The organism is Thalassotalea euphylliae (assembly GCF_042682785.1).
Lineage (GTDB): Bacteria > Pseudomonadota > Gammaproteobacteria > Enterobacterales > Alteromonadaceae > Thalassotalea_F > Thalassotalea_F euphylliae.
The window spans coordinates 895,354-920,784 of sequence record NZ_JBHUIB010000001.1; the positions used below are offsets into that span (position 1 = coordinate 895,354).

Below are 25,431 nucleotides of genomic sequence, written 5' to 3' on the forward strand. Positions count from 1 at the left end.
AGCGCCGCTTTGCGACGCTCAAATCAATTTACTGATAGTCGGTTAAGTTCCAGTTACCGATGTCATCATCAGTACCTGCTTCACCGTCTGGACCCATTGAGAAAATATCAATTTTTCCGTTCTCACCTGGGTTCAATAACTGGTATTCATTGCCCCAAGGATCGTTTGGTAAACGTTTAATGTACCCCTCTTCAGGGAATCGGCGAGGTAATGGTTCGATATCCGTCTCATTCACGAGCGCTTCTAAGCCTTGCTCTGTGGTTGGATAGTTGTAGTTATCCATTTTATACATGCTCAATGAAGTTTCTAACGCCGTTACATCTGATACGGCTTTTTGTACATTCGCGCGTTCTTGGCTGCCCATAAGGTTAGGCACAACCATACTGGCTAAGATACCTAGAATAACAATAACAACCATGACTTCTAGTAAGGTAAAACCTGACTGACGAGTTCGCATAATTAACTTCCTACTAACGTATTTAACTGTAAAATTGGCTGTAAAATGGCCATAACGATGAAAAGCACAACTCCTGCCATGGTAACCATTAGCGCAGGTTCAAATGCTTTAATTGAGATATTCATCAATGCTTCAAACTCGCGGTCTTGATTATCTGCCGCACGTCCTAGCATTTGTTCAAGCTCACCACTTTTTTCGCCGCTTGCTATCATATGAAGCATCATCGGCGGAAATAATTTCGTTTGCTCAAGCGATACCCGAAGACTTGAACCTTCTCTAACCATGTCGCCTGACTCTTTTATTTTTTGTTTAATATAAAGATTATCAAGTACTTCGCCAGCAATACGCATACTTTCTAGCAATGGCACTGCACTGGCTGTCAAAATACTGAGCGTGCGCGCAAATCGAGCAGTGTTCAGGCCACGCGACACTTTTCCAATCATCGGCATGCCAATCAGTTTTTGATGGACGCCAAAACGAAAAGCAGGTTTGCGCATTAACTGGTTAAACGCCACCATACTCAACGAAAATGCAAGCAAAATGAACAAGCCATAATTGCCGAGAAAATCACTACTGGAGATAAGGAACTGAGTCGTGCCCGGCAAGCTTTGGCCCATGTGTTCAAACTGACTCACTATTTTTGGCACAACAGCAGTTAACAAGACGACAATTACGGCAACCGCAACTACTGTCATAATGACTGGGTAGACCAAAGCCTGAATCATTTGTGAGCGAAGCTGCTGACGCTGTTCAGTGTAATCTGCCAATCGGTTTAATACGTTATCCAGATGGCCCGATTTTTCACCGGCCGCCACCATGGCGCGATAAAGGTGTGAAAATACATGCGGGAATTCCGCCATACTTTCGGCCAACCCGTAACCTTCAGTGACTTTTGTACGAACAGCCATGATCATACTTTTCTGGCGGTTTTTTTCACTTTGTTCAGCTACCGCCATCAACGCTTCTTCAAGCGGTAAGCCTGATTCGACCAGCGTTGCCAATTGGCGAGTCAGTAGTGCTAAATCAGTTGCGGATATTTTATCTCGACGGCTTGCTTTACCTGCACCTGCTGCTTTTTGTTTTTTCAAGCTGGCGGTGACTTCGGTTGGCATTAAGCCCTGTTCACGCAAAAGTGAACGTGCATGACGCGGGGTATCGCCTTCAATAACCCCTTTTATTGTTTTGCCCTTTGCGTTAACCGCTTGGTAATCAAATGCTGCCATGCTTCACCACTAATCTTCGCGTGTCACGCGCAGCACTTCTTCCAATGTTGTCATACCGGCAAGTACTTTGTCGAAACCATCTCGGCGAATACTGGGTGTTGATTTTCGGATGTATTTCTCAATGGTTTGCTCGCCTTTACCATTGTGGATAAGCTCTCTTACCTTATCATCCACGAATAATAGTTCATGAATACCAGTTCGCCCTTTGTAGCCTTTAAAGCTACATTCTGGACAACCAACAGCACGGTATATTGGCGTGCTATGGTCGTCTGCTAAACCAATAATTTTACGCTCCTCTTCATCCGGCAGGTGCGCTTCTTTACAGTGAGGACATAAGGTCCTAACGAGTCGCTGTGCCAACACCCCCAAAAGGCTAGAAGACAGCAAGAAAGGCTCTACCCCCATGTCTTCCATTCGCGTAATAGCGCCAGCGGCTGTATTGGTATGCAGCGTCGACAATACTAAGTGACCCGTCAAACTGGCTTGGACACCAATTTGCGCCGTCTCAAGGTCACGAATCTCACCTACCATGACAACATCTGGATCCTGACGCAATATTGCGCGTAGTCCACGAGCAAAGGTCATATCCACTTTTGTATTCACTTGCGTTTGACCAATGCCTTCAATCGCATATTCAATAGGGTCTTCAACGGTGAGCACATTGCGCTCTCGGCTATCAATTTGTGTTAGGCCTGCATAAAGCGTTGTTGATTTACCTGAACCTGTTGGGCCGGTGACAAGAATAATACCGTGAGGTTTATCGATAAGTTCTGCAAAACGTTCTCGGTTTGCATCTGTCATACCTAAATCTTGCAAATCAAGGCGAGCAGCGTTCTTATCAAGTAAACGAAGTACAACACGCTCGCCATGCCCCGTTGGCATAGTAGAAACACGCACATCAACCGCACGGCCTGCAATACGCAACGAAATACGGCCGTCTTGCGGAATACGCTTCTCGGCAATATCAAGTTTTGCCATTACTTTGATACGTGAAACCAGCAAAGAGGCAAGCTTTCTGTTTGGCTTGAGAACTTCACGCAACACACCGTCAACACGAAATCGAATTTGAAGCATTTGTTCAAAGGTTTCGATATGAATATCTGACGCATTCTCTTTAATTGCTTCACCAAGCATTGCGTTAATCATTTTGATGATCGGTGCATCATCTTCATTCTCTAGCAAGTCTTCTGTTTCAGTAATTTCATCTGCTAACGAATAAAGATCAACTTCATTTCCGATGTCTTCCATCATCTGTTTCGCTTCAGATGAGTCTCGCTGATAAGCTTGGGTCAGTAGCTGCTCGAATTGTTCTGGCGACTGCACTGTCACTTGATAGGCTTCTCCCAAAAAGCGACGTACTTCAACTAACACGTCAGGTTCAGTTGTTGCAATGCAATGCAATGTGTAATGCTCATCCTCACGAATAAGCAAAGCGTTGTGCCGTTTAGCGAAATTAAACGGTAACTGCTTTACTAAGCTGTGCGGTGCAACTAATTCAACGTTACCTTCGTCGGGCAATAACTGACTATCTACTGTTTGCTCAGCCGTCGTCATGGTTACTGTTCACCATTGTCTTTGCCATTTTTATCTTGCTCTCGCTGCTCCATGTATTCTTCATACGATGGAGGTAGCACAAGCTCTTCGTTCCATTCCGGCAAAATAGGCAAACGCGCATCTTCCATCAAGCTTAAACCTTGCTCTTGACGCAAAATTTCATCAGCACGGATATAGTTATATTTGGCTTTCGTCACTTCATTCATTAACTGTCCATCACGAATTATCGTAGGACGTAGGAATACCATGAGGTTACGCTTGCGCACGGCATTGCTGGTTGACTTGAATAAGTGACCCAAGATTGGGATATCGCCTAATAAAGGTACTTTTTGTTGGCTTTCTTGCACATCTTCATCAATCAAACCACCCAAAATAACCGTTGCACCATTATCAGCCATGACAGTGGTCTTAATCTCACGTTTGTTAATTGAAATATCAACACCCGTCGCACCGCTTACTGACGACACCTCTTGCTCAATCGTTAGCTGAACACCTGTGCCTTCATTAACTTGTGGCGTCACTTTCAGCTTAATACCCACTTCTTGACGATCAACCGTTTGGAATGGGTTATTGTTATTTGAACCGGTGGTAGACCCGGTAATAATAGGGACTTCTTGACCTACGATGAAATAAGCTTCTTCGTTATCAAGTGTCGTAATACTTGGCGTTGCAAGTATATTCGAATTGGTATCTGAACTTACCGCCTGCACAATGGCGCCCCAATCATCTTCGATTAAGCCGAACATCATACCATTCACTGAGCCAAGCAGCTGTGCAAGTAACGTGTAATCACCATCAGTATCAGGGTTAGTTGTGGTTACAGGGTTACCGTTGCCGTCGATAGTTGTAACCGTTGTACCCTCTTCGCCCTCAGCAGCTTGCGCAGCCGCTGCTAAACTACTGATAGGTACAGGGCCATTGTTAAACTGTGTAAAACCACCGTCTTCGTGATACCACTGAACGCCGAGGTTCACACCATCACTTTCAAACACTTCAACGATGATAGCTTCAACAAGTACCTGAGCACGACGCACATCCAACTGACGAATAACCGCTTCAAGTGAGCGCAACATATCTGGTTGCGCTGTAATAACAAGGGTATTGGTATCTTCATGCGCATCAATGCTGACATTACGTTTCTTAGTTTTTTGCGCTGTTGCCTTACCAGCATTCTCTTCTGCTTCAATAGATTTACTGACCCCTTCAAGTACTTTGACGAGATCTTCTGCTTTCGAATACTTTAGGTAATAAACACGTGTATTACCGTTACTCTCAAGTTCACTATCTAAGCGCTCAACCAATTTAGTAATACGCTCACGCGCTTGTCTTTCACCACTGACGATGACACTGTTGGTACGATCATCAGCCACAATTTTAGGGATAAGAAACGTTGGCGTGCCAGCTTTAGCGCCTGTTTGTGGTTTGTTCATCTTTTCGATGATACGCACCATTTCACCAGCAGATGCATACTTTAATTTAATGATTTGAACGTCTTGGTCACCCGCCTTATCAACGCGCTCGATAATTTTAACTAAGCGGTTAACAACAGCTGCGCTACCAGTGATCATAATAACGTTGGCAGGGTCATAGTTAACGACGTTGCCAGAACCCGCCTGATCAGAGAGCTGACGCAACAATGGAACAAGCTCACGCACGGTTACGTTCTTGACTTCTACAACGCGCGTCACCATTTCATCACCCGTTAGGCCACTGCCATTTCCAACAACAGGGATAGAGGATGTTTTTGCGTCTTTATTTCGGATAACTTTTATAATGTTGTTATCCATTTTGACAGCAGCAAAGCCGTACACTTCAAGAACATTTAGGAAAAACTGATAATATTGTTCTTCCGTTAATAAATCGTAACTGCGAACATTGATCTTACCTCGCACGTTAGGGTCTACAATCATGGTCTTTTGCAGATTTCGACCCACAATGTTAACGAACTCGTTAATCTCAGTGTTCTTAAAATTCGGTGAAAACTGTGCAGCAAACACATCAGGTGACATTGGCACTACTGCAGTGCTTAACGCCATCGCCAATACCAATGGTGAAAGTACACTTTTTACACCAGGAACTTTCTGCCACATAGCGCGGCGATTAAATACTTTTTTCTTTATCATTGTGCAATGCTAAACAGAATCTCTGTTAACTCTCCGTTGCGATCAACCAGTAACGCAATATCACTGGCTTCTCGTAGTAATCTTAACGCTTGTGCCGACTCAGCAGGCAATGACAAATCTAAGCCATTCATCTGCACTGCGACATCGCCCGACTTGAGGCCTGAATTTTTGAAAAACTCAGCATTTTTACCTGGCATAAGGCGATAACCTACCACCTTGCCTTGTTCTCGCTTAGGCGATATTTTCAAGTAATCACTGATTTTCCCCGGGTTCTCAGCGATATCAGTTTTCAATGCTTGAACGGCTTTAGTCAGCTGCTTATTTTGACGTAAGTCGACAGTTTCACCGCGACCTGCACCTGCTTGTTGCGCCTTTTTCACCGCGGGTGAGCGGGCGCGATTTTTATCATTTTTAGGTGACGAATTGATGACATTTGTCTTTTTATTGTAATCAAAGCCATCCAACATAAGGGTTTCTAATCGGCCCGACTGTTTAATAATCACTCTGTCCGCATACACCTGCTCTAAACTTGCGCGTGTTCCTTTAATTTTGTCGCCAATACCATACGTTTCTTGGCTACCGCTGTGCTCGATAATTGCAGCGGCCGTTTTAGGCACACTAGATGCGACTACACCAGACAGGGTTAAGTTCAATTTAGTTTCAGGTGCATCTTGCACTTCTGGTAACTGTTCTACTTTCTGAGTTTGGTCAAAAATGCCAAACACGTTGAGTTGTAAAAAATCTTCAATATTAAACTTGGCTGTCTGTTGGCTAGGACTAGCGGTAGCAATTGCCTTTATGGTGTGGTCAGGTTGATGCGTCGACGGCACAAACTGCCAGGTTATTTGCGCGAGCAAATAAGCAATATAGATAACGATGATAAAACTGATGGCCTTGGCAATTTTTACTTGCGGGAGTGTCGCTAACTTTTCATTTAGCGCGGCCATATTTTCAGGCAACTGCATGCGATGTTATTAGAGTTTAATTTCCTTGTTGATAGCCGATGATACTTGACCAAACAGCAAGCAACAACCCGATGACATTAAATTTAACTATTATTTACATAACAAAGTCGCAATAACACGAAAAGGGTGTCGCAATATGGCTAAAAGACGCGGTTTGTGGTACCTTTCGCGCACTTTTTCAACCGGGTAAAAAAAGGACAACATTTGGGCAAACAACAAACATCTTCTGAATCTGGTGCGACCCGCCTCGATAAGTGGCTTTGGGCGGCACGTTTTTATAAAACGCGCGCTATAGCTAAACAAATGATTGATGGTGGCAAAGTGTTTTATAACGGTCAGCGCACTAAGTCAGGTAAAGCTGTCACCCTAGGCGACCGTATTCGCGTGCGCCAAGGATTTGATGAGAAGGAAGTGATTGTTATTGCACTTGCAGATAAGCGTCGTGACGCGACCTTTGCGCAAACCTTATATCAAGAAACGGACGCCAGTATTGAAACAAGAGAGCGAAATACACTTGCGCGTAAGCAAGGTGCGTATTTCAGTCCGGCTACCGATACCAAACCCGATAAAAAACAACGTCGACAAATTCGTCAACTTAAAGAAAGGATATAATCTCGTGTCTACTCAAGACGTACTCAATCGCTACCTTTTTGATGGCAAACACGCGCGTGGAGAATTAGTTCAGATCCAACAAGCGTACCAAGAAATTACTGCCAATCACGACTACCCTGAAGGCGTAAAAACGCTACTTGGTGAGTTGCTGTCGGCTACCTGTCTATTAACGGCTACGTTGAAGTTTGAAGGTGAAATAGCAGTTCAGCTTCAGGGCGGCACTGACGCCCCACTCAACTATATGGCGATCAATGGTGACCATCAACAAAACATGCGTGGTGTCGCCAAGCTACACGAATCGACCGATGCCAAAGGTTTAAAAGCGCTAATTGGCAACGGCATTATGGTAATCACAATTCGCCCAAATAAAGGCGAACCTTATCAAGGCGTTGTCGCTCTTGAAAAACCAACATTGGCAGAGTGTCTTGCAAATTACTTTGAAACATCGGATCAAATTCCGACATCAATTTGGTTATTTACTGATGCTGCAAATAATCAAACGGCAGGCGCTTTAGTGCAATTGTTGCCGGACAGTGACGATAAAGCACAACAGCTCAGCGATTATGATCACCTTCGCCATTTAACGGCAACAATTAAAGCAGAAGAAATTTTTGATTTACCTGCTGAAGATTTGCTGCATCGACTGTATCACGAAGAAGAAGTGCGTGTCTTTGACCCACAGCAAGTGACCTATCGCTGCAGTTGCTCAGAGGAAAAGTGTTTGAGCGCAATTTCTCAGCTCGGCCCTGATGAACTTAAAAGCATTATTGCTGAGCAAGGCGCCGTCAGTATGACCTGTGACTATTGCTTAACGACGTATTCGTTTGATGAACAGCAATTAGGCAGCTTCATTAACCAAGCCAAACACTAGAAAATTTCGATGATGTAGGGGCATATTCGCCCCATTTCATCAACAAACAGACATAAAAAAGGCGCTAGTATTAGCGCCTTTTTTGATTCATGTCGTTCTATCGATTAGTTTGAACGACGACGTAAACCCAATAATGGTAATAGCGCTAGTAGCCAGTAGCCCATTGAGCCACCACTGCTGCTCTTACTAGTAATCGTGAATGAAACAGCCGCTTCATCCGTATTACCGTTTGCATCAGTAACCACTAGGTCAAATGTCATAACTTCACCATCTTTACCACCGCTTGGTGCTAAGAATGAAGGTACAGGGCTAGAGCCATCAAACGTTACCGGCTTACCACTGCGCTGTGTCCATGCGAAGCTAATATCGTCACCGTTAGCATCGAATGAACCACTTGCATCTAGCTGAACTAGGTCACCTTTCTCGTAACGGCTAGCCGCTGAAACAACAGCTGTCGGTGCAACTTCCGGCACACTGAATTGATAGTTCAATTCTTGTGTATCACCGTTAAGACCATTCGCTAACGTTAATGTGTAGTTAACACCAGACTTGCGAGGAATGAAGTCAAACGCAACCGTCATCGTGTCGCTAGACTCACCAGCTTTACGTTCAACAGTCCAAGTAACGCCGTCAGCTGAAACTTCACCGCCGTTCGCAATATTTGTAAACTCATGCGAAGACGCTGACGCAGTCAATGTGTAAACTTTATCCGCGTTTTCAAAGTTAGGTGCAATATCAAAGCTTAAGCTCTGAGCAACACCCGGCGTTAATACGTCTTCAGCTTGAACATCACCTGTTACATTAGTTTGTACATCATCTTCACCTCTTACTACAGAGTATTGAAGTTGACGAGTCAGGCCTTCATCAGACGAAAGTGCGATGTAGCCTGTAGACTGCTCTAAGCCTTCCCATGAAACATTCAGGTCGAACTCTTCACCATTTTCAATGACATCAACAGAAACTGTTTCACTTAGTGATGCTTCGTCGAATTGAACTGCCGTAATTTCAACCGTTACTGGGTCAGTTGCACCAGGCGAAGAACCTGTGTAACCGTCGACAACAACGTAGTAGGTACCAGCTGCTAGGTTAGTAAACGCAACCGATTCAAACTGCGTTGCACCTGCACTTGAACCAATATTGTTGAACTCAGCATCTAGAATGCGAAGATCTACATCTGGAGCAGGAGAAGCAGTAGTAGAGAAGATAACGTTTGGTAGTGCCTCGTCAAAAGTTACATCGAAGAAGTCTAAGCCATCATCAGGAACGTTAAGCTCAACAGGGTCGATGATTGGGCTAACTTTGTCATACACAGCAGCTGTAATGTTTGTCATTTCATTTGACTTAAAGCCTGACAACAACACGCTACCAGTATCACGACCTGCGTCGATATTAATGCTTTCTGGTAAGTTATCTCCACCTGCTTTTACAACAATTGGCATTCTCGCATCAGGGCTACCTTCTGCTGTCATAGTTAAGTTAGCGAACTGCCAACCTTCCGATGCATCTGTTACATCAGCCGTCACTGTCAATTCTTGCGTTTGACCAGCTGACAAAGAGAATGATTCAGGTGATACGGTGTACGTTGCGTCACCAGACACAGACTCAATAGTCGCCGTCCAGTCGCCGTCTTTAGTTGCAGTAACAGTACGCGTCCATGTACACGTGTCAACACAACTTGCATTTGCCATACTTGCTAGGTTCATTTGAGAAGGTTGACCACCCGTGCTCGGATTACCGCTCATGTAGCCGTTAAAGTCTTCATCAACAACCAAGCCCGTTTGTGCGGCTAAGTTCACGTCAGCCATGCCCGCGCCCATATCAAAGAATGTCGCGTCGGTACCATCATGACTTAATACACTTTGGTTCGCAGTTAGCATTAATGCAGATTGAACTGCCGCCGGCGACCAAGTTGGTTGTAGATCGGCAATTAGTGCTAGTGCACCAGCCATGTGTGGGCTCGCCATCGATGTACCTGATAGGAAAGCATAATCTGACGGATCTGGATTTTCTTTGAAACCTGCAGACTGTTCATCAGCATACGGTGCGAAAATGCTAACACCTGGCGCAGCAATTGACGGTACAAGTACATCAGGCACAGACGTGTTAGCACCGCGAGAACTAAAGTCTGCGATCTCACCACCAGCAACTTCGACGACTGACGCAGCAGGGTCAATAGATACCGTTAATGATGCATCACCCTCTAACGCTGCTGCCATAGCGGCACCGTTATTCTCAGATACCATAATTGACGGAACAGTTGTTCCTTCTAGACCTGACATAGTTATAGTCGCATCACCGTCACGGTTATTATGAATAATTACCGCTTGAGCGCCAGCTGCTGTGGCATTGACAACCTTTGTTTCAAATGTACAAGTGCCTCGGCTGATAAGTGCAATTGCACCGTCAAATGCACCTGCAGAAAACTCTTCACAGCCTTCAAAATTAGCAGCATCAACTACCGCTGCATTTGTTAATGGGCCTTCAATGATTGCGTCAAACGACGGACCTGTGCCTGAAGCGTATTCATAGTTTTCACCGCCAAGTGATACATACTTTACAATATCACGGTTGTGCGTTGCTGCAGCCACTGTAGAAATCCAAGGTGCATCACCAGGAGAACCAACAGTGCCCGCTTCCGGGCCAGAGTTGCCCGCTGAAGTCGCTACATGAATACCCGCTTCACGCGCAGCCAAGAATGCAAGTGCATCAGCATCATTCCATGGGTCAGTTGAACCACCACCTACTGAGTAGTTAAGTACATCTACACCCGCTTCGATTGCATGCTCAACTGCAAGAACGGTTAGTGAAGGGAAACAACCGTTGAAGCCAATAGCATCATCTTCACCCGGTAAACACACCTGGTAAGAAACAATGTTCGCATGCGGTGCCACACCTGAAATGCGATCAAAAGTAACGCCTTGAGATTCTGCATCTACATCAGACAATACGTTACCAGCCGTCGTACCCGCTACATGAGAGCCGTGACCATTGTAGTCTTGACCATTTTGCGCCATTTCTGGATCGTAGTCAGCATACAAGTCAGTCAATGTGTCCCAGCTATGGACACCAATTAATTTGTCATTACAAAGATCTGCCCACTCTTCCGTAGCACAATCACCTGAATATACACCTTCACCCCAAGGGTTAGTATGGTCATAGCCGTCACCACCAACGTCTGCGAATGACGGGTTGTCAGTGTTAATACCTGTATCAATGATACCAACTACAACACCTTCACCTTTTGTTGCTACGCCCGTTGACGCACCTTCCCACACTTTATCTGCTTGAATGAACTGCGGGCCAACATCAGTTGTTGTGTAACGCATTTTCTCGCGATGGATATTGGCAATACCAGGAACTGTAGCAAGCTTGATAGCATCTGCTTGTGTCATTTCAACAACAAAACCGTTGAATGCTAGTGTTGTCTGTTGTTTGACATTTAACTTACCAACAACTGATTTAGCTTTGGCTAGTACATCAGTTTGTCTCTCTGTTAAGTATTTGCGGTAAGTCTTTACGTTTTTATCATTAACGCTAAGCTTAGCGCCCGCACTTTTCGCAATAACAGGGTTTGTAGCTGGCATGCCTGCTAGACCACCTTCGTATAAAGCAACAGGGCTGTCGCTTAAACGTACAAAGTATCGGTAAGTGCCAGAATCTAGGTCACGTTCTGGCGTGAACACTGTATTAGAAACACCTGCACTTTGGGTTTTCTTTTCTGTTGCCGGTTTAATGTACTCAAGCGCATTGCTTGATTTACCGACTGTTACACCAGCTTGTGATAGCGCAGGAACTGTCGCTAAAATGGCTGAAATAGCTATTGCTACCTTAGTTTTCATACTTCCTCCAAGGTTCACGAAAAACCGCGAGTGTTTATATTTTTTATCGTTGAAAAGCTGAAAATCGATACGTCGAATTCAGCGGGGGAGCAGACGTTTTACCATTGCGTTACACATTTGTAAATTTTTTGTTAACACTAATTTGTAACCGAGAGAATTCTGTAGTGTCACCATTTTGTACATAGATCCAAATTATATTTGCCAATTAGCAAGTGAATATCGCGATATATCTGTCATATTTACAACTAAAATTGATAAAACTTCCCAAACCTTCATAAACTTTCAAAAAACTAGTGCAACGCTAGTAAAACAAACGCCTGACGAGCATCAAATTTATAAGACAAATAGTCATTTTGTCGTTTTATTACATAAAAAAATTATCATTTTGGGCGCTCACTGTAATAAAAGATGAAAACTTTCAGTCACAATAATTTTTTACTTTTGTTTTATAAAACGATCACATAGAATTAGCGGCCTCAGAGAGAATCTGAGCAACCTTTAAATACCCATTTGAAAAATACTGGAGACATAAAGCCATGGCTGCTTTGGAAAACACGATTGATTTATCTCAATACGGCATCACCAACGTTGCAGAGATTGTTTACAATCCTTCTTACGACACACTTTTTGAAGAAGAAACAAAAGCAGAGCTCGATGGTTATGACAAAGGTGTAGTAACGGAGTCTGGGGCAGTCGCCGTTGACACTGGGATATTTACAGGCCGCTCTCCTAAAGATAAATATATCGTTCGAGACGAAACAACCAAAGATACCGTGTGGTGGGCTGATCAGGGCAAAAACGATAACAAGCCAATGAGCACAGAAACATGGTCGTCGTTAAAAGATTTGGTTACTACACAGCTATCAGGCAAGCGCCTTTTTGTTGTGGACACTTTCTGTGGTGCAAACGAAGATACGCGTTTGAAAGTGCGCTTTATCACTGAAGTGGCATGGCAAGCACATTTTGTAAAAAACATGTTCATTCGCCCTACAGAAGAACAACTAAAAGATTACGAGCCTGATTTCATCGTCATGAATGGCGCGAAAACCACAAACCCGAATTGGAAAGAGCAAGGGCTTAACTCAGAAAACTTTGTTGCTTTCAACTTAACTGAAAAAATGCAGTTGATCGGTGGTACTTGGTACGGTGGTGAAATGAAGAAAGGTATGTTCTCTATGATGAACTACTTGCTTCCGCTTAAAGGTATTGCATCAATGCACTGTAGTGCCAATGTAGGTAAAGACGGTGACGTAGCAGTATTCTTTGGTTTATCAGGTACAGGTAAAACCACACTTTCAACAGATCCTAAGCGTGAGCTAATCGGTGATGACGAGCATGGTTGGGACGACAATGGCGTGTTTAACTTTGAAGGCGGTTGTTACGCAAAAACAATCAACCTATCAAAAGAAAACGAGCCAGATATCTTCAATGCCATTCGCCGTGACGCATTGTTAGAAAACGTATCTGTTGATGAGAATGGTAAGATTGACTACGACGATAATTCAAAAACCGAAAATACACGTGTTTCTTACCCAATTCACCACATTGACAATATCGTTAAGCCAGTATCTCGTGCAGGCCACGCAAAGAAAGTTATCTTCTTAACCGCTGATGCATTTGGTGTATTACCACCCGTTGCTAAATTAACACCTGAACAAACAGAGTATTACTTCCTTTCAGGTTTCACGGCGAAATTAGCAGGTACAGAGCGTGGTATTACAGAACCAACGCCTACCTTCTCTAGCTGTTTTGGCGCGGCGTTCTTAAGCTTGCATCCAACACAATACGCCGACGTATTACGTAAACGTATGGAAGCAGTTGGTGCAGAGGCTTATCTAGTTAACACCGGTTGGAATGGCACAGGTAAACGTATTTCAATTAAAGATACTCGCGCAATTATCGATGCTATCTTAGACGGTTCGATTGAAAATGCTGAGATGGTTGAATTACCAATGTTTAACCTAAGCGTGCCAACGGCCTTACATGATTGTGACAGCAATATCCTTGATCCTCGCAACACCTATGAAAGTGCGACAGACTGGGAAGGTAAAGCAAGAGACTTGGCAGATCGCTTCGTCACAAACTTTGAGAAGTTTACTGACAATGAACATGGTAAGTCATTGGTTGCAGCTGGACCTCAGCTGTAAATCGAGAAACTTAACCTAAAAAAGCCGCGATAATCGCGGCTTTTTTTATGCCAACTCGTCATATCAACCACATGGCAAATATAATAAAAACGACTAAACTTAAAGTACATACGCATCATTTAACGGAGTAAATATGCTGTATCTATTCTTATTCAAATTCGCGTTGTTTCTGGGGTTATGCCTGTGGTTGACAAGACACAACAACTTATCCATCAAGTTATGGAGTGACGAGCAACTCATAAACAGCTTACCCAAATATCAGCACATGTGCCGTTCAAAAGAGGATGGCTTTCCTTATTTTCGGATAGTTAACGCTGAAGAGCGTGTAAAACAAATTAAAGAAGAAACACAGCACAGGTTTCGATACGACCGTGTCCGCACCATGACATTGAACCGTGAAAACAAAGCAACTTTGCTTCAGAAACTGGAACGTAAATTACGCAAAGCCCGCTATGTTGGGAATAATTACGCGACGACACTAATCGCAGAGCAGATAGAAGAAATAGTGCGCCACTAGTGAGCTAGTGGCAGCAATACTTTGGCTTGTAAGCCACCGGTTTCAAGGTTAGACAACTTCACCTTGCCACCATGGGTGTCAACAATGCGTTTAATGATAGCTAAACCCAAACCACTGCCTTCAGTGCCTCGCGCCTTGTCGCCTTGAGTGAATGGTTGAAATAAACGCTCCATTTCCGCTTCGGGAATACCTGTTCCTTTGTCACTCACTGTGACACAAGCGAAACGTTTGTTTTCTAAAAATGTTTCAACACTTATTTCATCATCGGTATAACGAATGGCATTTTGAATTAAGTTCGCTATAACCCGCTTCATTGCTACATAACGTAACGGTATTTGTGGAATTTCACCCGCTTTGAATTTCACAACCCTGTCAGTCGGTGTCTCTGCCTGCACCACATCATCAACAAGCACGTTTAAATCGACCATTTCTGCTTTGTCTTTACTGTCATGCCGAATGTAATCAATAAATTGGTCAATAATCGCATTCATATCGTCGATATCGCTTTCTATACCCTCCTTTAGGAAGTCGTCTTCTTGAGACATCATTTCAGCGCTTAATCGGATTCTTGTAAGTGGTGTTCTCAAATCATGAGAGATACCTGCCATGAGTAGATTTCGGTCATCCTCAAGCTGTTTAATCCCCTTTGACATATGATTAAAGGCTTGCGTAACCGCCATGATTTCAGTGGTACCCTGTTCTTTGAGTGGCTCAGGAAACTCACCTCGACCAACGTCTTCTGCAGCGAACTGCAATGCTCTGAGGGGTCTATTCAAATTACGTACGAACAGCCAGCCACCAGCTACAGATAGCACCCCTAAAATGACAAGGAAAAAAATGAGAGGCGAAAAATCAGATTCTTCGATGCCTGTTAGAGGAATTTTGACCCATAGATTCGGGGCTTGAGGGGGACGAATCCAAAACAAATATTCGTCTCCTTGGGAAATGCGGACTTCAGCAGGACCATCGAGCAAATCTGACATTTGCGCAGAACGAAACTCGACATATACTGCCTCGGCAAGCCCTAATCGCATAGCATCTTGTTCTCGGTAGACACCAATACCGGTTTCTCGATGAAACGCTTCAGCCATCGCAGGGCTGAGCTCTGCATCCTTAATATCAATAAAGACCACGCGTACTTGCTTGGCAAGTAGCTCGTTAATTTGTTTAAAGTTTGGCTGTATGATGTATAACGCGATTGAAACGTACGACACCACCTGATTTATCAACAACAGAAAGCCAATCAATAAAACGGTTTGCCCAAAAGCACTACGTGGCAATATTTTCATAAATATAAAGTACTATGCGGCCTCTTGCCCATCAGGAACAAAAACATAACCAAGACCCCACACGGTCTGAATATAGCGAGGTTTTGCAGGGTCGACCTCTAGCATACGACGCAATCGGCTCACTTGCACATCAATGCTTCGCTCCAATGCTGAATAATCTCGACCACGAGCTAAGTTCATCAATTTATCTCGAGATAATGGCTCTCTAGGGTGTGTCACTAACGCCTTCAATACCGCAAATTCTCCACTGGTTAATGGCATATTGACATCACCTTTAACCATCTCTCGTGTCGCCAAGTTCAGTGAATAATCGCCAAATACGACAACGTTTTCTTCTAACGAAGGCGCACCTGGTGCTTCCTGCACGCGACGACGCAATACGGCTTTAATGCGCGCCAATAATTCACGCGGATTAAATGGCTTAGGCATATAGTCATCAGCACCGAGTTCTAAGCCGATAATGCGATCAACCTCATCACCTTTGGCCGTTAACATCACGATTGGAATATTATTGCCAGATTGGCGAAGTCGACGACAAATTGATAACCCATCTTCGCCCGGAAGCATAAGGTCTAATACAATCAAGTGGAAATTTTCTCGCTCCAATAAGCGATCCATTTGCTCAGAGTTCGCTGCTGAACGCACAGCAAAACCCTGCTCTACTAGATAACGTTCTAGCAGTGCGCGCAGACGCATATCATCATCTACAACTAAAACTTTCTGTGTTTCCTGTCCCATAATTTTAGCCTTATCCTCAAAGAGTATGTTTTCACTATAAGCAATAAAAATCACGGTGAACAATCGAAAATGTTACAAAGCGTTAAGATATTAATATATCTAAACAGGATTCATATAACAAAAAGGCATCAATAGGAAACATTTTAGCGCGCAACGCTATGACTTGTCCTCAGCAAAGAGGAACATCAAAGGTATATCAAGACGGCTTCTCCATGCATTTTCAGTATGGGCATGGCCAGGATAATACTTCACTTTTAACAGTGGAGGTTTGAAACCCTTGTCATCCAAATGTTGGTCAAACGTGCGCTGTAATGGTGGGTAATATTTATCAAGAGTCTTGTCACCGTAGTCAAAATACAGCTTGTGGTGACCTGGGGCAGGCAGACTATCCTTGAAATATGCGATTAAAGCGTCAGGGGCAGGGTTATCTTTATGCGGCATAAGCCCTAACCAATGTGTCGATAAACATGCAGCACCGCCAAAAATTTCAGGGTACTTGGATATCGCATACAAAGAGATAAGGCCGCCCATGCTAGAGCCCATCACAAAAGTACCGTGTTTACTCGCGATGGTTGGATAGTGTTGATCAATATAGGGTTTGAGCTCATTGACAATAAATTGTAGATACTTGTCAGAATACACATGACGGGAAAACAATTTAACGCCAGGCTCTCTATCCATCTTATAGGCATGAATTTGTTGCTGCCTAGTCATTTTAATAAACGCTTGCTGTGGGAAGTACTCACTGTGCCGAGCACTATCCGCATTGTTAATACCGACAACAATAAAGGGCTTCACCACCCCTCTTTCAATTAAACGACCGGCGACTTCATCAACTCCCCACTCTTGACCATTCCAAGTGGCTTTTTCATCAAACAACATTTGTCCATCATGCATGTAGAGAACAGGATAGCGCTGGCTTTCATCAAAATTAGGGGGCAACCAAACATGAATATCACGTGCGGGTATTTGTTTAGCAGAAAACTGCTTTACGGTATGGAGAGAGCCTTTAGTGACACTAACTGCACCAGCAACATGGGCAATAAGCAGCAGCCATACACATAACACCGACATGAACATTTTTTTGTTATACATGTTGAATATCCCTATATGTTAGGTACACCTGTGTTATCACCCCAAAACTATGCAATTAATAACTAGTGTAGTACCGTCTATGTTTCACTGAAGGTAACGAATAGCTTGCTCGGTTACGCATTTAGTAAAGCTTTGTTGGCGCTGTTCACGAGATAGGCGCAATATCGCGCTTTCAACCAATTCCATCTTTTCCATGCGCTCTTTGTCAGATAACTCAGATAGCTGATCATTGAAACAGCCTACTAACCCAAAGTTTAGCGCATTGTCCGATTGCGGGGTTTCTTCACCTAAACACAATTTTAGCTTTTCAGCGAGTAAGTTTTTATCCATTTTTCGGATAATGTCAGGTACTTGATAAGGCACTGGGTCTGTTTTACGCACTGTATTACATCCATAAAACATGTCCGCTACCGCGACTTTTGGGATCAGCGCTTGGTGTTTAGCCGCAAACTTTTCTTTCAACCATCTTTTGTGCTCTTCTGTCATGGTTTCTTGACCGCTTGCAAGCGGTGCAAAGCAAAGTGCTACAGAAAGAATGAATGAAATATGCTTGCCAGTCATTGGCGCTTGCTCCGTGAAATAAAGTACGTCATTGAAAGTATAACGGATCGGACACAATAATTGTTTTACATTATGTAAATTGCCACAGGATAAGTTGATTGTTAGCAGGCATTTTTAAGTCTGATTGGAGCCTAAATCCAGCGCTCTCTGCATAATTATTTACCTGCTCAAAGTCTCGAATAGCACTCTGGCTGTCTCGCTCCTTCAACCAAATATCAAAATCAGCATTGCTTTCACTGGTGTATTCACCGTCATAATTGAAGGGGCCATAAACTGCCAACACTGTTCCTGACTCACAAACTTTAGGTAAGTTTTTGAAACACTGTTCCACATGCTTTTGGCTCATGATGTGAAAGGTGTTAGCGGTATATATCAATTCAAATGTATTATCTGGCCACATACGTGAGTCTGAAACGTCAATTTCGATTGGCGTTTTAAACACACCTCTTCCATGTAAGACAAGATTTTCATGAAGACCCGGCAACATTTGCGCAATATCACTACATTGCCAAGAAAGCTGTGGTAATTTCTGAACAAAATGTACAGCATGCTGACCAGAGTAGCTGCCAATTTCTAACACCTTTGTTTTTTCTTGAAAGGTAGAAGACAACGCTTCATAAATTACCTGCTTGTTTCGCTCACAACTCGGTGCAAAATGGTGCCAATTCTCTTCAAAGTTCCACATGATTAACTTCCTAATACGAACTTCGCGCAAGCAAACACAACAAGGCCGAATACCACTGTTAATAGCATATTCTTTTTCCATGCACTGACTATCACTGCAGCGATTGCACCATAAATATAGGCATTATCTAACCCAAAATGCAGCTCTCCTTTGGGCATAAATACCGCAGGAAAGATTATCGCGGTTAACACCGCAATGGGGACATAATTTAACGCTCGTTTTAGAGACTCAGGAAAGTGGATATTGTCAGCAAAGGCAAATAGCACGTACCTAACCCCAAACGTCACTATGAACATACCTATGATTAACCATACTTCACCCATGGCCAGCCTCCTCTTTCAACGCCTGAGAAGACTGAGGAGTCTTTTGCTCTAGATACATAGCAACGGCAATTGCCGAAAGCGCAGAAAACAACAAACCTGTTTTATGGGGCCAATCTAATGTAATAAGCGACAAAACGCCCGCCACTATCGCGCAGGCAACTGTCGCTCGATTATGCAGACATGGCACCACTATACCAATAAACGCGACAACCATGGCCATATCAAGTCCCCAATTTGCCATGTCTGGGATGCTTTGCCCAACGTAATAACCAAGGAAAGTACACAATTGCCAGTTAAGGTACATAAAACCAGCAGCGCCAAAATAGTACCAACTAAAAAATGGCTGCTCTTTGTGTTGCTGAAGATAGTTGCTCGCTACCGCGAAACTTTCATCAGTGAGCAGGAACGCCATGGGTGCTCGCACACCTTGCCCGTATTCTTTCACATGAGGCAGTAAATTAGCGGCATAGAGTAAATGCCTGAAATTTACAAAAAATGTTGTTAAAACAATAACAGGCCAACTTGTACCAGCGGCGAGTAACCCAATAGCAATAAACTGCGCCGACCCCGCAAAGACAACTAGTGACATCGCCATTACCGCGGCAAACGAAAGCGAGGTAGTGTGGCCAAGAGCACCGTAGATAAATCCGAAAGGAATCGCCGCCAAAATTAGGGGCGCGCAGTCTTTCATGCCAAGCAATAATAAATACGAACGAGAGTGTTGCATTGCCATCCTTTGCCATAGTCAGATTAATAATAAAGTGAGGGCGTTAAATTGATTATCAAGTAGTCAGTGTCGACATAAAAAAAGCGGCCAAAAGCCGCTTTTTAACACACAAATTTTGCGTTACGCATTTTGTTGTATCAAATGCACATCGCGTTGTGGGAACGGAATAGTAATGCCCGCTTCATCAAAAGCAAGTTTAACAGCTTCATGGGTATCAAAAAATACTGGCCAGTAGTCATCTGAATTTACCCAAGGGCGGACAACAAAGTTAATTGAACTGTCAGCGTGTGCAGATACAAAAATGTCAGCTCCAGGTGTTTTCAATACTCTGCTATCTGCATCCATGACTTCTTGCAATACCGCTTTAGCTTTTCTGATGTCATCACCGTAACTGATACCAAATGTCATATCGACACGGCGTGTAGATTCAGCAAATAAGTTTTTCACACAACCATTGGACAATAAACCATTAGGGATGATCACCCGCTGATTATCGAGCGTTAGCATAATGGTATTGAAGATTTGAATTTCTTGTACAGTACCAACAAACCCCTGTGCCTCGATAACATCGCCCGCTTTGAATGGGCGGAAGAATAAAATTAATATACCGCCCGCAAAGTTCGCCAAGCTGCCTTGCAATGCCAAGCCTATAGCGAGGCCGGCAGCACCTAACATCGCGATCAATGATGCTGTTTCAACACCTATCATAGAGGCGAATATAATCACCAGCACGGCTTTAAAGGTGATGTTGAAAATACTGACTAAAAAATTATGAAGGGTGACTTCGACTTTTTTACGTGTCATGGCAGCATCGAGCAAACCGACAACACGTTTAATAATCCAAGAACCTATTATCCAGACGATAATCGCTAATAACAGGCGCGAGCCAAAAGTGATACTCATTTCGCCAAGCAACTGCACATAATGCTCGACTTTATCGACATCAATTTGCATGACTTCAGCCGTGCTATCGATGACTTCCTCAACCGTTTCTTCTACGGCGTTTTCTTCTTGTTGTGCCATGATCATTTCCCTGTCTAACTAATTGTTTATTCATTAACTTTTTAAAATGAATAACTAAATTGTAGATGGGAAACGGTTCAAGTGTAAAAAATCATTTCGATTTTTTTATTGAACGACCAGATTTAGGAAGCAGTAATAGGGCAGCACGTTTAAACGGTTCCAAGTAAATACCGCGTAGAGTTTGATGCTGCGCGTATTCATCACCAATCCCAATAGATAACGATTTCACGCTAGAGGCACGCACTAAAGTACCTGCCATACGATCCCAAATGGCCAACGCTGACCCTAGATTAACATCGAAATACTTGGGGCTATCACTATGGTGGACCTGATGCTGGGCCGGCGAAATAAACCAATTTTCGACTTTATCTCCCCAACTTAGCCAAATATGACTATGACGTAAGTTACTACCCATGATGTTAAACAAGAAGACAAACAAGTTCGCACCTACCACATCGATCATTTTGAGTGTTGGCCCAAAGAGGTAATAACAAACACCAACCACAAAGCCCTGGGTTAAAGCCATGCGACACGCATACAAGTAACTCTCAACAGGATGTGACCGATAAATGGTCATGGGTGTAAGTACTTTAGCCGAATGGTGTACTTTGTGAAATTCCCATAAAAAAGGAATTTTATGTAACGCTAAGTGCAATAAGAATCGGGTTAAATCGTCGAATACAAACAACAGCAAAGTAAAAACTATCATGGTTGTTTGCATGGATGAGGATACAGGCTCTAAAGCACCGAAAACATATTCAATAGCGTTAGAGGTACCAAGCGCAATTGGCACCATGGTAATGACAATGGCAGGAAACAGTGCAGCTTTGAGTAACTTATTGAAAATAAAAAGCCAGTAGTCGTTTTTTGCTGACTGACTGAAATATATCGATGCAGGTAAAAGAAATCGAATAAATTTGCCAACTGAAAGCTTTTCGCCATCAATGGGCTCGGGAATATGACTGACTGCTAGAGGTGAACTACCTTGTCGTCGGTAAACCGCAATAAAAACCGGAATTGCTAGCAAAATAGCACTAGCGACATACCCCCAGTAAATTCGCTTATTAGCGTCCCACAAATATGACGCAAGTTCAGAAAAATTACTGGTTAAAAATTCAATCACAATTGCTACCTTAAGATGCAGGACGCCATTTTACCGCGCGTCCTGCATAAACGCTAGCCGCTAGAAGCTATACTGGTAACCCACCATCGCTTGCTGTGGCTTGATTGGACGTGCACCGTACGGACGGCGACTAACAATTTCTTGTTCATCAAGTACATTGTCAACTTTAAGGTATACGCTACCCCATTCACCAAGATCATAGCTTGCTGATAAATCGACAACGGTTAATGCTTCAGTTGTTACGCCTTCCAACGTCACGCCATCACCAGACGCTTCTAACATTTCATCAATATATCGCGCTATCATGTTCACTTCCCATAAATCACTGGCAAGACCAACACTTAACGTCAATTGATTCTCAGGTAGATAAGGAAGTTCATCGCCTTTTTCTACGATACCCCACATCGGAAAATCTGATTCGAAGCTGCTATCAAATTCACCTTTGGTATAGGTATATGTTGCAGATACCGGCACATCCAAACCCATCTCTGTCGAAAAAGTATGGTTAGCGGTAAACTCAAGACCATAGACACTTGCTTCACCACTGTTGAACTCTTCATCAAGGCGACATCCTTCACCACCTGATGCAGAGAACGAACAACTTTCTTTCAAGTTTTCAACATCATTGAAAAAGGCCACTAACTCGACGTTAGTACCTTGATGATTGTAACGACCACCTAGCTCATAATTGATGCTATTTTCTATCTCAACATCTGGACTTTCTGCTGGACTGGTTGGGATAAAGCCTTCGTGCACCCCACCAAAGAAGCCTAAATTATCTGAGTACTTGTAAAACACACTTAAACTCGGCAACCAAATATCGGTCTCTTTCTTCAAGTAATCGCCTTCTTTACCCGGCGCTTCATTTTGGTAAGTACCGTCTATAAATTCACCACGGATACCAGCGGTTACTTCAAAGTCGTTGATATAAACAGTATCTTTGAAGAACACAGCTAATGCGTCAGTTTCTTCACGGTTAGTAGTAGTGGCCACTTGTGCAGAGCCGTCAGACACGAGATCACCACCTTGCATGAAAAACGCATCTTCAGTGTGACGACGTTTAATTTCGTCTTCGTGGTATCTAAAACCGGCATTAAACTGATGCTCATAACCAGCAAATTTTAGCTTGTAATAAAGCTCTGACTGTATACCTTGTGAATAGTATTCTCGGTAATTATCACCCAAGATAATTTTCTCGTATTCTTGCACCGTATCTTGGTCGCCTTTAAGAATACTCAAGAAACGCGCATTCACCTCATCTTCAGGATTTGCCAAAATTTCTTGTAAATCTCGGTTCACTAGACCACCTTTGAAACCGTTGATTTTGAACCATGAACGTTCGAAATCATTGCGATATACACGGGTTGTCACATCGAAGGTATCGTTTCCAATAAAGTGGGTGAACATCGCTGTTGTATGCTCCCAATCCATACGGTCTTTCTGGCTTGCTGCATAACGACGGTTTTCATTGGCAGAGAAATCTGCATCTGTTAAGCCCAGGTAAGTCTCATCTGACAGTTCATCTGCGTATGAATATTTGAACTCTACGATTTGATCAAACTTATCATTAGACAAGTCATAGTTGAACTTAACCATGATATCGTTTTTATCAAAGCCGGTATCGCCACCGCCATCAAGCTCTTTGTAGCCATCTGACTCAATATGAATACCTTCAATTAAGTAGCCAAACTTACCATTGGTGCTGCCAAAATAACCTTCCGCTTTAGCAAAGCCATCGGTACCCGCAGCAAGATCAATTTGCCCCTCTTTCGCCGTCGGGATATGGCGCGTTGTCATATTAAGTGCGCCAGCAACAGTATTTGGGCCATATTTAGTTGCAGCAGGACCTTTAAATACTTCTAGCGATGTCATTTTACCCATCATCGGGAAATAATAAGCCGCAGGAGCAGAGTAAGGCGCAGGACCGATAAGCACACCATCTTCCATCACCGTAATTTTTTTACTACGCTCAGGAGTTGCACCACGGAACCCGATGTTAGGACGCAAGCCATAGCCATCTTCTTCACGAATATTCACGCCAGGCACGCTGTACAACACACGGTTAATGTCATCAAATTTAAACTTTTCTAATTCCGTTTCACCAATAATGGTTGCTGAACCCGCTTCTGTGCGCAGCTTGTCGTCTTGTCCCAATATTTGGATGCGTTCATAGTACTGCGCTGGTTCGTCATCTGCTGGGGTATCTGCCCATACAGGGTTTACAACAGCCGCAACAGACAACGCCAACAAATGCTTGGGGAACTGCTTTGCAATTTGTTTAACTTGGGCCATTAGTCGTTATCTCCCGCTGACGTTTGTGGTAGTTCAAGCGCCAAACTATTAATGAAGTCCACTTTAAGTTTGTCCGTTACCGCTTTTACTTTGGTATGTGTCTCTGTTACTTGCGCTTCGTTGTTAAGCAAGGCTTCAGCCAGTGTCGATTGATAAGCTTCTGTGTCTGCAATGGCAGCTTCAACATCTGCGCTCATCGTATCAGCAGTATCTTGATCGCCAACATCAATTAAATATTCAATAAAACCAACACCGTCTTTACCCGTCAGTAAATCTTCAAAAGCTTTTAAATTGTTGGCGATATGCGAAATCGATTGCATAGCAAAGTTTGACTCAACATCTTCAGGACATGCCTGGCTACCACAGGTATTCGCAAAAATGCCTAATGGTGTTGCTAACTTACCGTCTTTAGTAGAACTATCGATGTAGAACATAGCATCACTGATACGATTCACGGCATCGTGCTCTGAAGGAATATCACTTGTCGCTGTTCCCGCCGTTTTTAGCTGGTTAGCATAACCGTTATCACCGCTCCATCGCGTCAGCAATTCATTGCTTGAATTGACAATGTCGTTTGCTACTTCAGTGGCAAATGCACAGCGTGCAATTTTACGCTCAGTGTCTGTTTGATTACGCCAGCCTTCAGGTGGAGCAGTATCACAGCTGTCTTCAAGGTTATTGTTAAACAACAAGTACTCTAATGCTGCCATCCCCTTGCGAGTAGGGGTACGCAATGTAATGTCGTAAGGCTGACCATTTACGGTACCTTCTTGGAAAAACACCACATCATAATCAACGGCACACGTGTTTACGATTGGCCACGAGTAAATGCTATTACGTAGTAAAGAATCATTTTCTAGCAAAGGACCCAACAGCATCAATTCAGCTTGCTGCCATGTTGCCATTGCTGCAGACCAACCCTGCTGAGCCGCCACTTTCGTATCTGTTACTGCTTGCTCTGAGCCCGTCAGTTCGCCTAATGCTACTTCGGCCTGGCAATACGCATCAACCAGCGATGCTTGTGATTGTGCGTTCAAGTTGAATTGCTGATAGACAGGCGTAATGACGTTGTCTGCTAAATTCGTGATAAGTGCCTGTTCGTTAAATTCCGTATCAACGGGTGGTGGTGTTGAACCGCCACCGAAATCAGGTCCTGCAGTAGCACTGGTGTCTTCCCCACAACCTGCCAGTGTAAGTGCGCCTGCAACGCTCAACGCTAGCATACTGACATTAGCGTTAATTGCTCGAAACATTGAAACCCCTACGT

21 protein-coding genes are annotated in these 25,431 nt (G+C 43.6%); 4 read left to right on the forward strand and 17 right to left on the reverse strand.

The genetic code is table 11. From position 1 onward, the window contains the following. Window positions 1-28: 28 nt before the first annotated feature. From gspG to gspC, 5 genes are all read right to left on the reverse strand, one after another. Window positions 29-457 (reverse strand): type II secretion system major pseudopilin GspG, encoded by a 429-nt coding sequence (gene gspG / locus ACFSJY_RS04120; RefSeq protein WP_386031391.1) that lies wholly within the window; start codon window positions 455-457, stop codon window positions 29-31. Window positions 458-459: 2 nt separating this feature from the next. Continuing rightward, on the reverse strand, window positions 460-1,680 hold the full coding sequence (gspF, locus tag ACFSJY_RS04125; protein ID WP_386031394.1) for a type II secretion system inner membrane protein GspF: 1,221 nt from the start codon (window positions 1,678-1,680) through the stop codon (window positions 460-462). A 9-nt stretch (window positions 1,681-1,689) separates the two neighbouring features. Continuing rightward, window positions 1,690-3,234, reverse strand: a complete 1,545-nt coding sequence (gene gspE / locus ACFSJY_RS04130) for a type II secretion system ATPase GspE (RefSeq protein ID WP_386031396.1) — start codon at window positions 3,232-3,234, stop codon at window positions 1,690-1,692. 2 nt (window positions 3,235-3,236) lie between these two features. Further along, a complete protein-coding gene (gspD, locus tag ACFSJY_RS04135) occupies window positions 3,237-5,270 on the reverse strand; it encodes a type II secretion system secretin GspD (protein ID WP_386032218.1) in 2,034 nt (677 codons plus the stop codon). Window positions 5,271-5,353: 83 nt separating this feature from the next. Continuing rightward, complete coding sequence (gene gspC, locus ACFSJY_RS04140; protein ID WP_386031399.1) at window positions 5,354-6,322, reverse strand: type II secretion system protein GspC; 969 nt, start codon at window positions 6,320-6,322, stop codon at window positions 5,354-5,356. A 204-nt stretch (window positions 6,323-6,526) separates the two neighbouring features. Here gspC and hslR point away from each other — a divergent pair, with 204 nt between their 5' ends. Together hslR and hslO are read left to right on the forward strand one after the other, a co-directional pair. Then, on the forward strand, window positions 6,527-6,934 hold the full coding sequence (gene hslR / locus ACFSJY_RS04145; RefSeq protein WP_386031401.1) for a ribosome-associated heat shock protein Hsp15: 408 nt from the start codon (window positions 6,527-6,529) through the stop codon (window positions 6,932-6,934). Between the two features lie 4 nt (window positions 6,935-6,938). Continuing rightward, a complete protein-coding gene (hslO, locus tag ACFSJY_RS04150) occupies window positions 6,939-7,805 on the forward strand; it encodes an Hsp33 family molecular chaperone HslO (protein ID WP_386031403.1) in 867 nt (288 codons plus the stop codon). A 104-nt stretch (window positions 7,806-7,909) separates the two neighbouring features. Here the strand turns inward: hslO and ACFSJY_RS04155 are convergent, their stop codons facing one another. Next, the gene (locus ACFSJY_RS04155; RefSeq protein ID WP_386031405.1) at window positions 7,910-11,644 is read right to left on the reverse strand and encodes a S8 family serine peptidase; all 3,735 of its coding nucleotides are present in this window, start codon (window positions 11,642-11,644) and stop codon (window positions 7,910-7,912) included. Window positions 11,645-12,180: 536 nt separating this feature from the next. Here ACFSJY_RS04155 and pckA point away from each other — a divergent pair. Next, window positions 12,181-13,791 carry a phosphoenolpyruvate carboxykinase (ATP) gene (gene pckA / locus ACFSJY_RS04160; protein ID WP_386031407.1) on the forward strand — a complete coding sequence of 537 codons (1,611 nt, stop codon included), beginning with the start codon at window positions 12,181-12,183 and terminating at the stop codon, window positions 13,789-13,791. A gap of 133 nt (window positions 13,792-13,924) precedes the next feature. Continuing rightward, on the forward strand, window positions 13,925-14,308 hold the full coding sequence (locus ACFSJY_RS04165; protein WP_386031410.1) for a hypothetical protein: 384 nt from the start codon (window positions 13,925-13,927) through the stop codon (window positions 14,306-14,308). Here ACFSJY_RS04165 and envZ read toward each other — a convergent pair. The 11 genes from envZ to ACFSJY_RS04220 form a co-directional block, all read right to left on the reverse strand. Next, window positions 14,305-15,597: a two-component system sensor histidine kinase EnvZ gene (gene envZ / locus ACFSJY_RS04170; protein ID WP_386031413.1), complete on the reverse strand. Its 1,293-nt coding sequence runs from the start codon at window positions 15,595-15,597 to the stop codon at window positions 14,305-14,307. The two genes, ACFSJY_RS04165 and envZ, sit on opposite strands and share 4 nt — an antisense overlap. 12 nt (window positions 15,598-15,609) lie before the next feature. Then, on the reverse strand, window positions 15,610-16,335 hold the full coding sequence (ompR, locus tag ACFSJY_RS04175; protein ID WP_386031415.1) for an osmolarity response regulator transcription factor OmpR: 726 nt from the start codon (window positions 16,333-16,335) through the stop codon (window positions 15,610-15,612). 156 nt (window positions 16,336-16,491) lie between these two features. After that, entirely contained in the window at window positions 16,492-17,430 is a 939-nt protein-coding gene (locus tag ACFSJY_RS04180) for an alpha/beta hydrolase (protein ID WP_386031417.1), read from the reverse strand. Window positions 17,431-17,514: 84 nt separating this feature from the next. Continuing rightward, window positions 17,515-17,991, reverse strand: coding sequence for a hypothetical protein (locus ACFSJY_RS04185; RefSeq protein WP_386031419.1), 477 nt, complete (start codon window positions 17,989-17,991; stop codon window positions 17,515-17,517). Window positions 17,992-18,061: 70 nt separating this feature from the next. Then, on the reverse strand, window positions 18,062-18,676 hold the full coding sequence (locus ACFSJY_RS04190; protein ID WP_386031421.1) for a DUF938 domain-containing protein: 615 nt from the start codon (window positions 18,674-18,676) through the stop codon (window positions 18,062-18,064). A gap of 2 nt (window positions 18,677-18,678) precedes the next feature. After that, window positions 18,679-18,999 carry an AzlD domain-containing protein gene (locus ACFSJY_RS04195; RefSeq protein WP_386031423.1) on the reverse strand — a complete coding sequence of 107 codons (321 nt, stop codon included), beginning with the start codon at window positions 18,997-18,999 and terminating at the stop codon, window positions 18,679-18,681. After that, window positions 18,992-19,726, reverse strand: coding sequence for an AzlC family ABC transporter permease (locus ACFSJY_RS04200; protein ID WP_386031425.1), 735 nt, complete (start codon window positions 19,724-19,726; stop codon window positions 18,992-18,994). The genes ACFSJY_RS04195 and ACFSJY_RS04200 overlap by 8 nt, the downstream gene beginning before the upstream one ends. A 120-nt stretch (window positions 19,727-19,846) precedes the next feature. Then, window positions 19,847-20,749, reverse strand: coding sequence for a mechanosensitive ion channel family protein (locus ACFSJY_RS04205; RefSeq protein WP_386031427.1), 903 nt, complete (start codon window positions 20,747-20,749; stop codon window positions 19,847-19,849). A gap of 91 nt (window positions 20,750-20,840) precedes the next feature. Continuing rightward, a complete protein-coding gene (locus ACFSJY_RS04210) occupies window positions 20,841-21,872 on the reverse strand; it encodes a sterol desaturase family protein (RefSeq protein ID WP_386031429.1) in 1,032 nt (343 codons plus the stop codon). 60 nt (window positions 21,873-21,932) lie between these two features. Beyond that, on the reverse strand, window positions 21,933-24,164 hold the full coding sequence (locus ACFSJY_RS04215; RefSeq protein WP_386031431.1) for a TonB-dependent receptor family protein: 2,232 nt from the start codon (window positions 24,162-24,164) through the stop codon (window positions 21,933-21,935). After that, window positions 24,164-25,417 (reverse strand): imelysin family protein, encoded by a 1,254-nt coding sequence (locus tag ACFSJY_RS04220; RefSeq protein WP_386031433.1) that lies wholly within the window; start codon window positions 25,415-25,417, stop codon window positions 24,164-24,166. Before ACFSJY_RS04220 ends, ACFSJY_RS04215 begins: the two co-directional genes overlap by 1 nt. Between the last annotated feature and the right edge of the window lie 14 nt (window positions 25,418-25,431).

Coding starts and splice junctions, on each gene's coding strand:
- gspG (WP_386031391.1), bottom strand. CDS start 457: ATGCGAACTCGTCAGTCAGGTTTTACCTTACTAGAAGTCATGGTTGTT.
- gspF (WP_386031394.1), bottom strand. CDS start 1,680: ATGGCAGCATTTGATTACCAAGCGGTTAACGCAAAGGGCAAAACAATA.
- gspE (WP_386031396.1), bottom strand. CDS start 3,234: ATGACGACGGCTGAGCAAACAGTAGATAGTCAGTTATTGCCCGACGAA.
- gspD (WP_386032218.1), bottom strand. CDS start 5,270: ATGGCGTTAAGCACTGCAGTAGTGCCAATGTCACCTGATGTGTTTGCT.
- gspC (WP_386031399.1), bottom strand. CDS start 6,322: ATGCAGTTGCCTGAAAATATGGCCGCGCTAAATGAAAAGTTAGCGACA.
- ACFSJY_RS04155 (WP_386031405.1), bottom strand. CDS start 11,644: ATGAAAACTAAGGTAGCAATAGCTATTTCAGCCATTTTAGCGACAGTT.
- pckA (WP_386031407.1), top strand. CDS start 12,181: ATGGCTGCTTTGGAAAACACGATTGATTTATCTCAATACGGCATCACC.
- ACFSJY_RS04165 (WP_386031410.1), top strand. CDS start 13,925: ATGCTGTATCTATTCTTATTCAAATTCGCGTTGTTTCTGGGGTTATGC.
- envZ (WP_386031413.1), bottom strand. CDS start 15,597: ATGAAAATATTGCCACGTAGTGCTTTTGGGCAAACCGTTTTATTGATT.
- ompR (WP_386031415.1), bottom strand. CDS start 16,335: ATGGGACAGGAAACACAGAAAGTTTTAGTTGTAGATGATGATATGCGT.
- ACFSJY_RS04180 (WP_386031417.1), bottom strand. CDS start 17,430: ATGTATAACAAAAAAATGTTCATGTCGGTGTTATGTGTATGGCTGCTG.
- ACFSJY_RS04185 (WP_386031419.1), bottom strand. CDS start 17,991: ATGACTGGCAAGCATATTTCATTCATTCTTTCTGTAGCACTTTGCTTT.
- ACFSJY_RS04190 (WP_386031421.1), bottom strand. CDS start 18,676: ATGTGGAACTTTGAAGAGAATTGGCACCATTTTGCACCGAGTTGTGAG.
- ACFSJY_RS04195 (WP_386031423.1), bottom strand. CDS start 18,999: ATGGGTGAAGTATGGTTAATCATAGGTATGTTCATAGTGACGTTTGGG.
- ACFSJY_RS04200 (WP_386031425.1), bottom strand. CDS start 19,726: ATGCAACACTCTCGTTCGTATTTATTATTGCTTGGCATGAAAGACTGC.
- ACFSJY_RS04205 (WP_386031427.1), bottom strand. CDS start 20,749: ATGGCACAACAAGAAGAAAACGCCGTAGAAGAAACGGTTGAGGAAGTC.
- ACFSJY_RS04215 (WP_386031431.1), bottom strand. CDS start 24,164: ATGGCCCAAGTTAAACAAATTGCAAAGCAGTTCCCCAAGCATTTGTTG.
- ACFSJY_RS04220 (WP_386031433.1), bottom strand. CDS start 25,417: ATGTTTCGAGCAATTAACGCTAATGTCAGTATGCTAGCGTTGAGCGTT.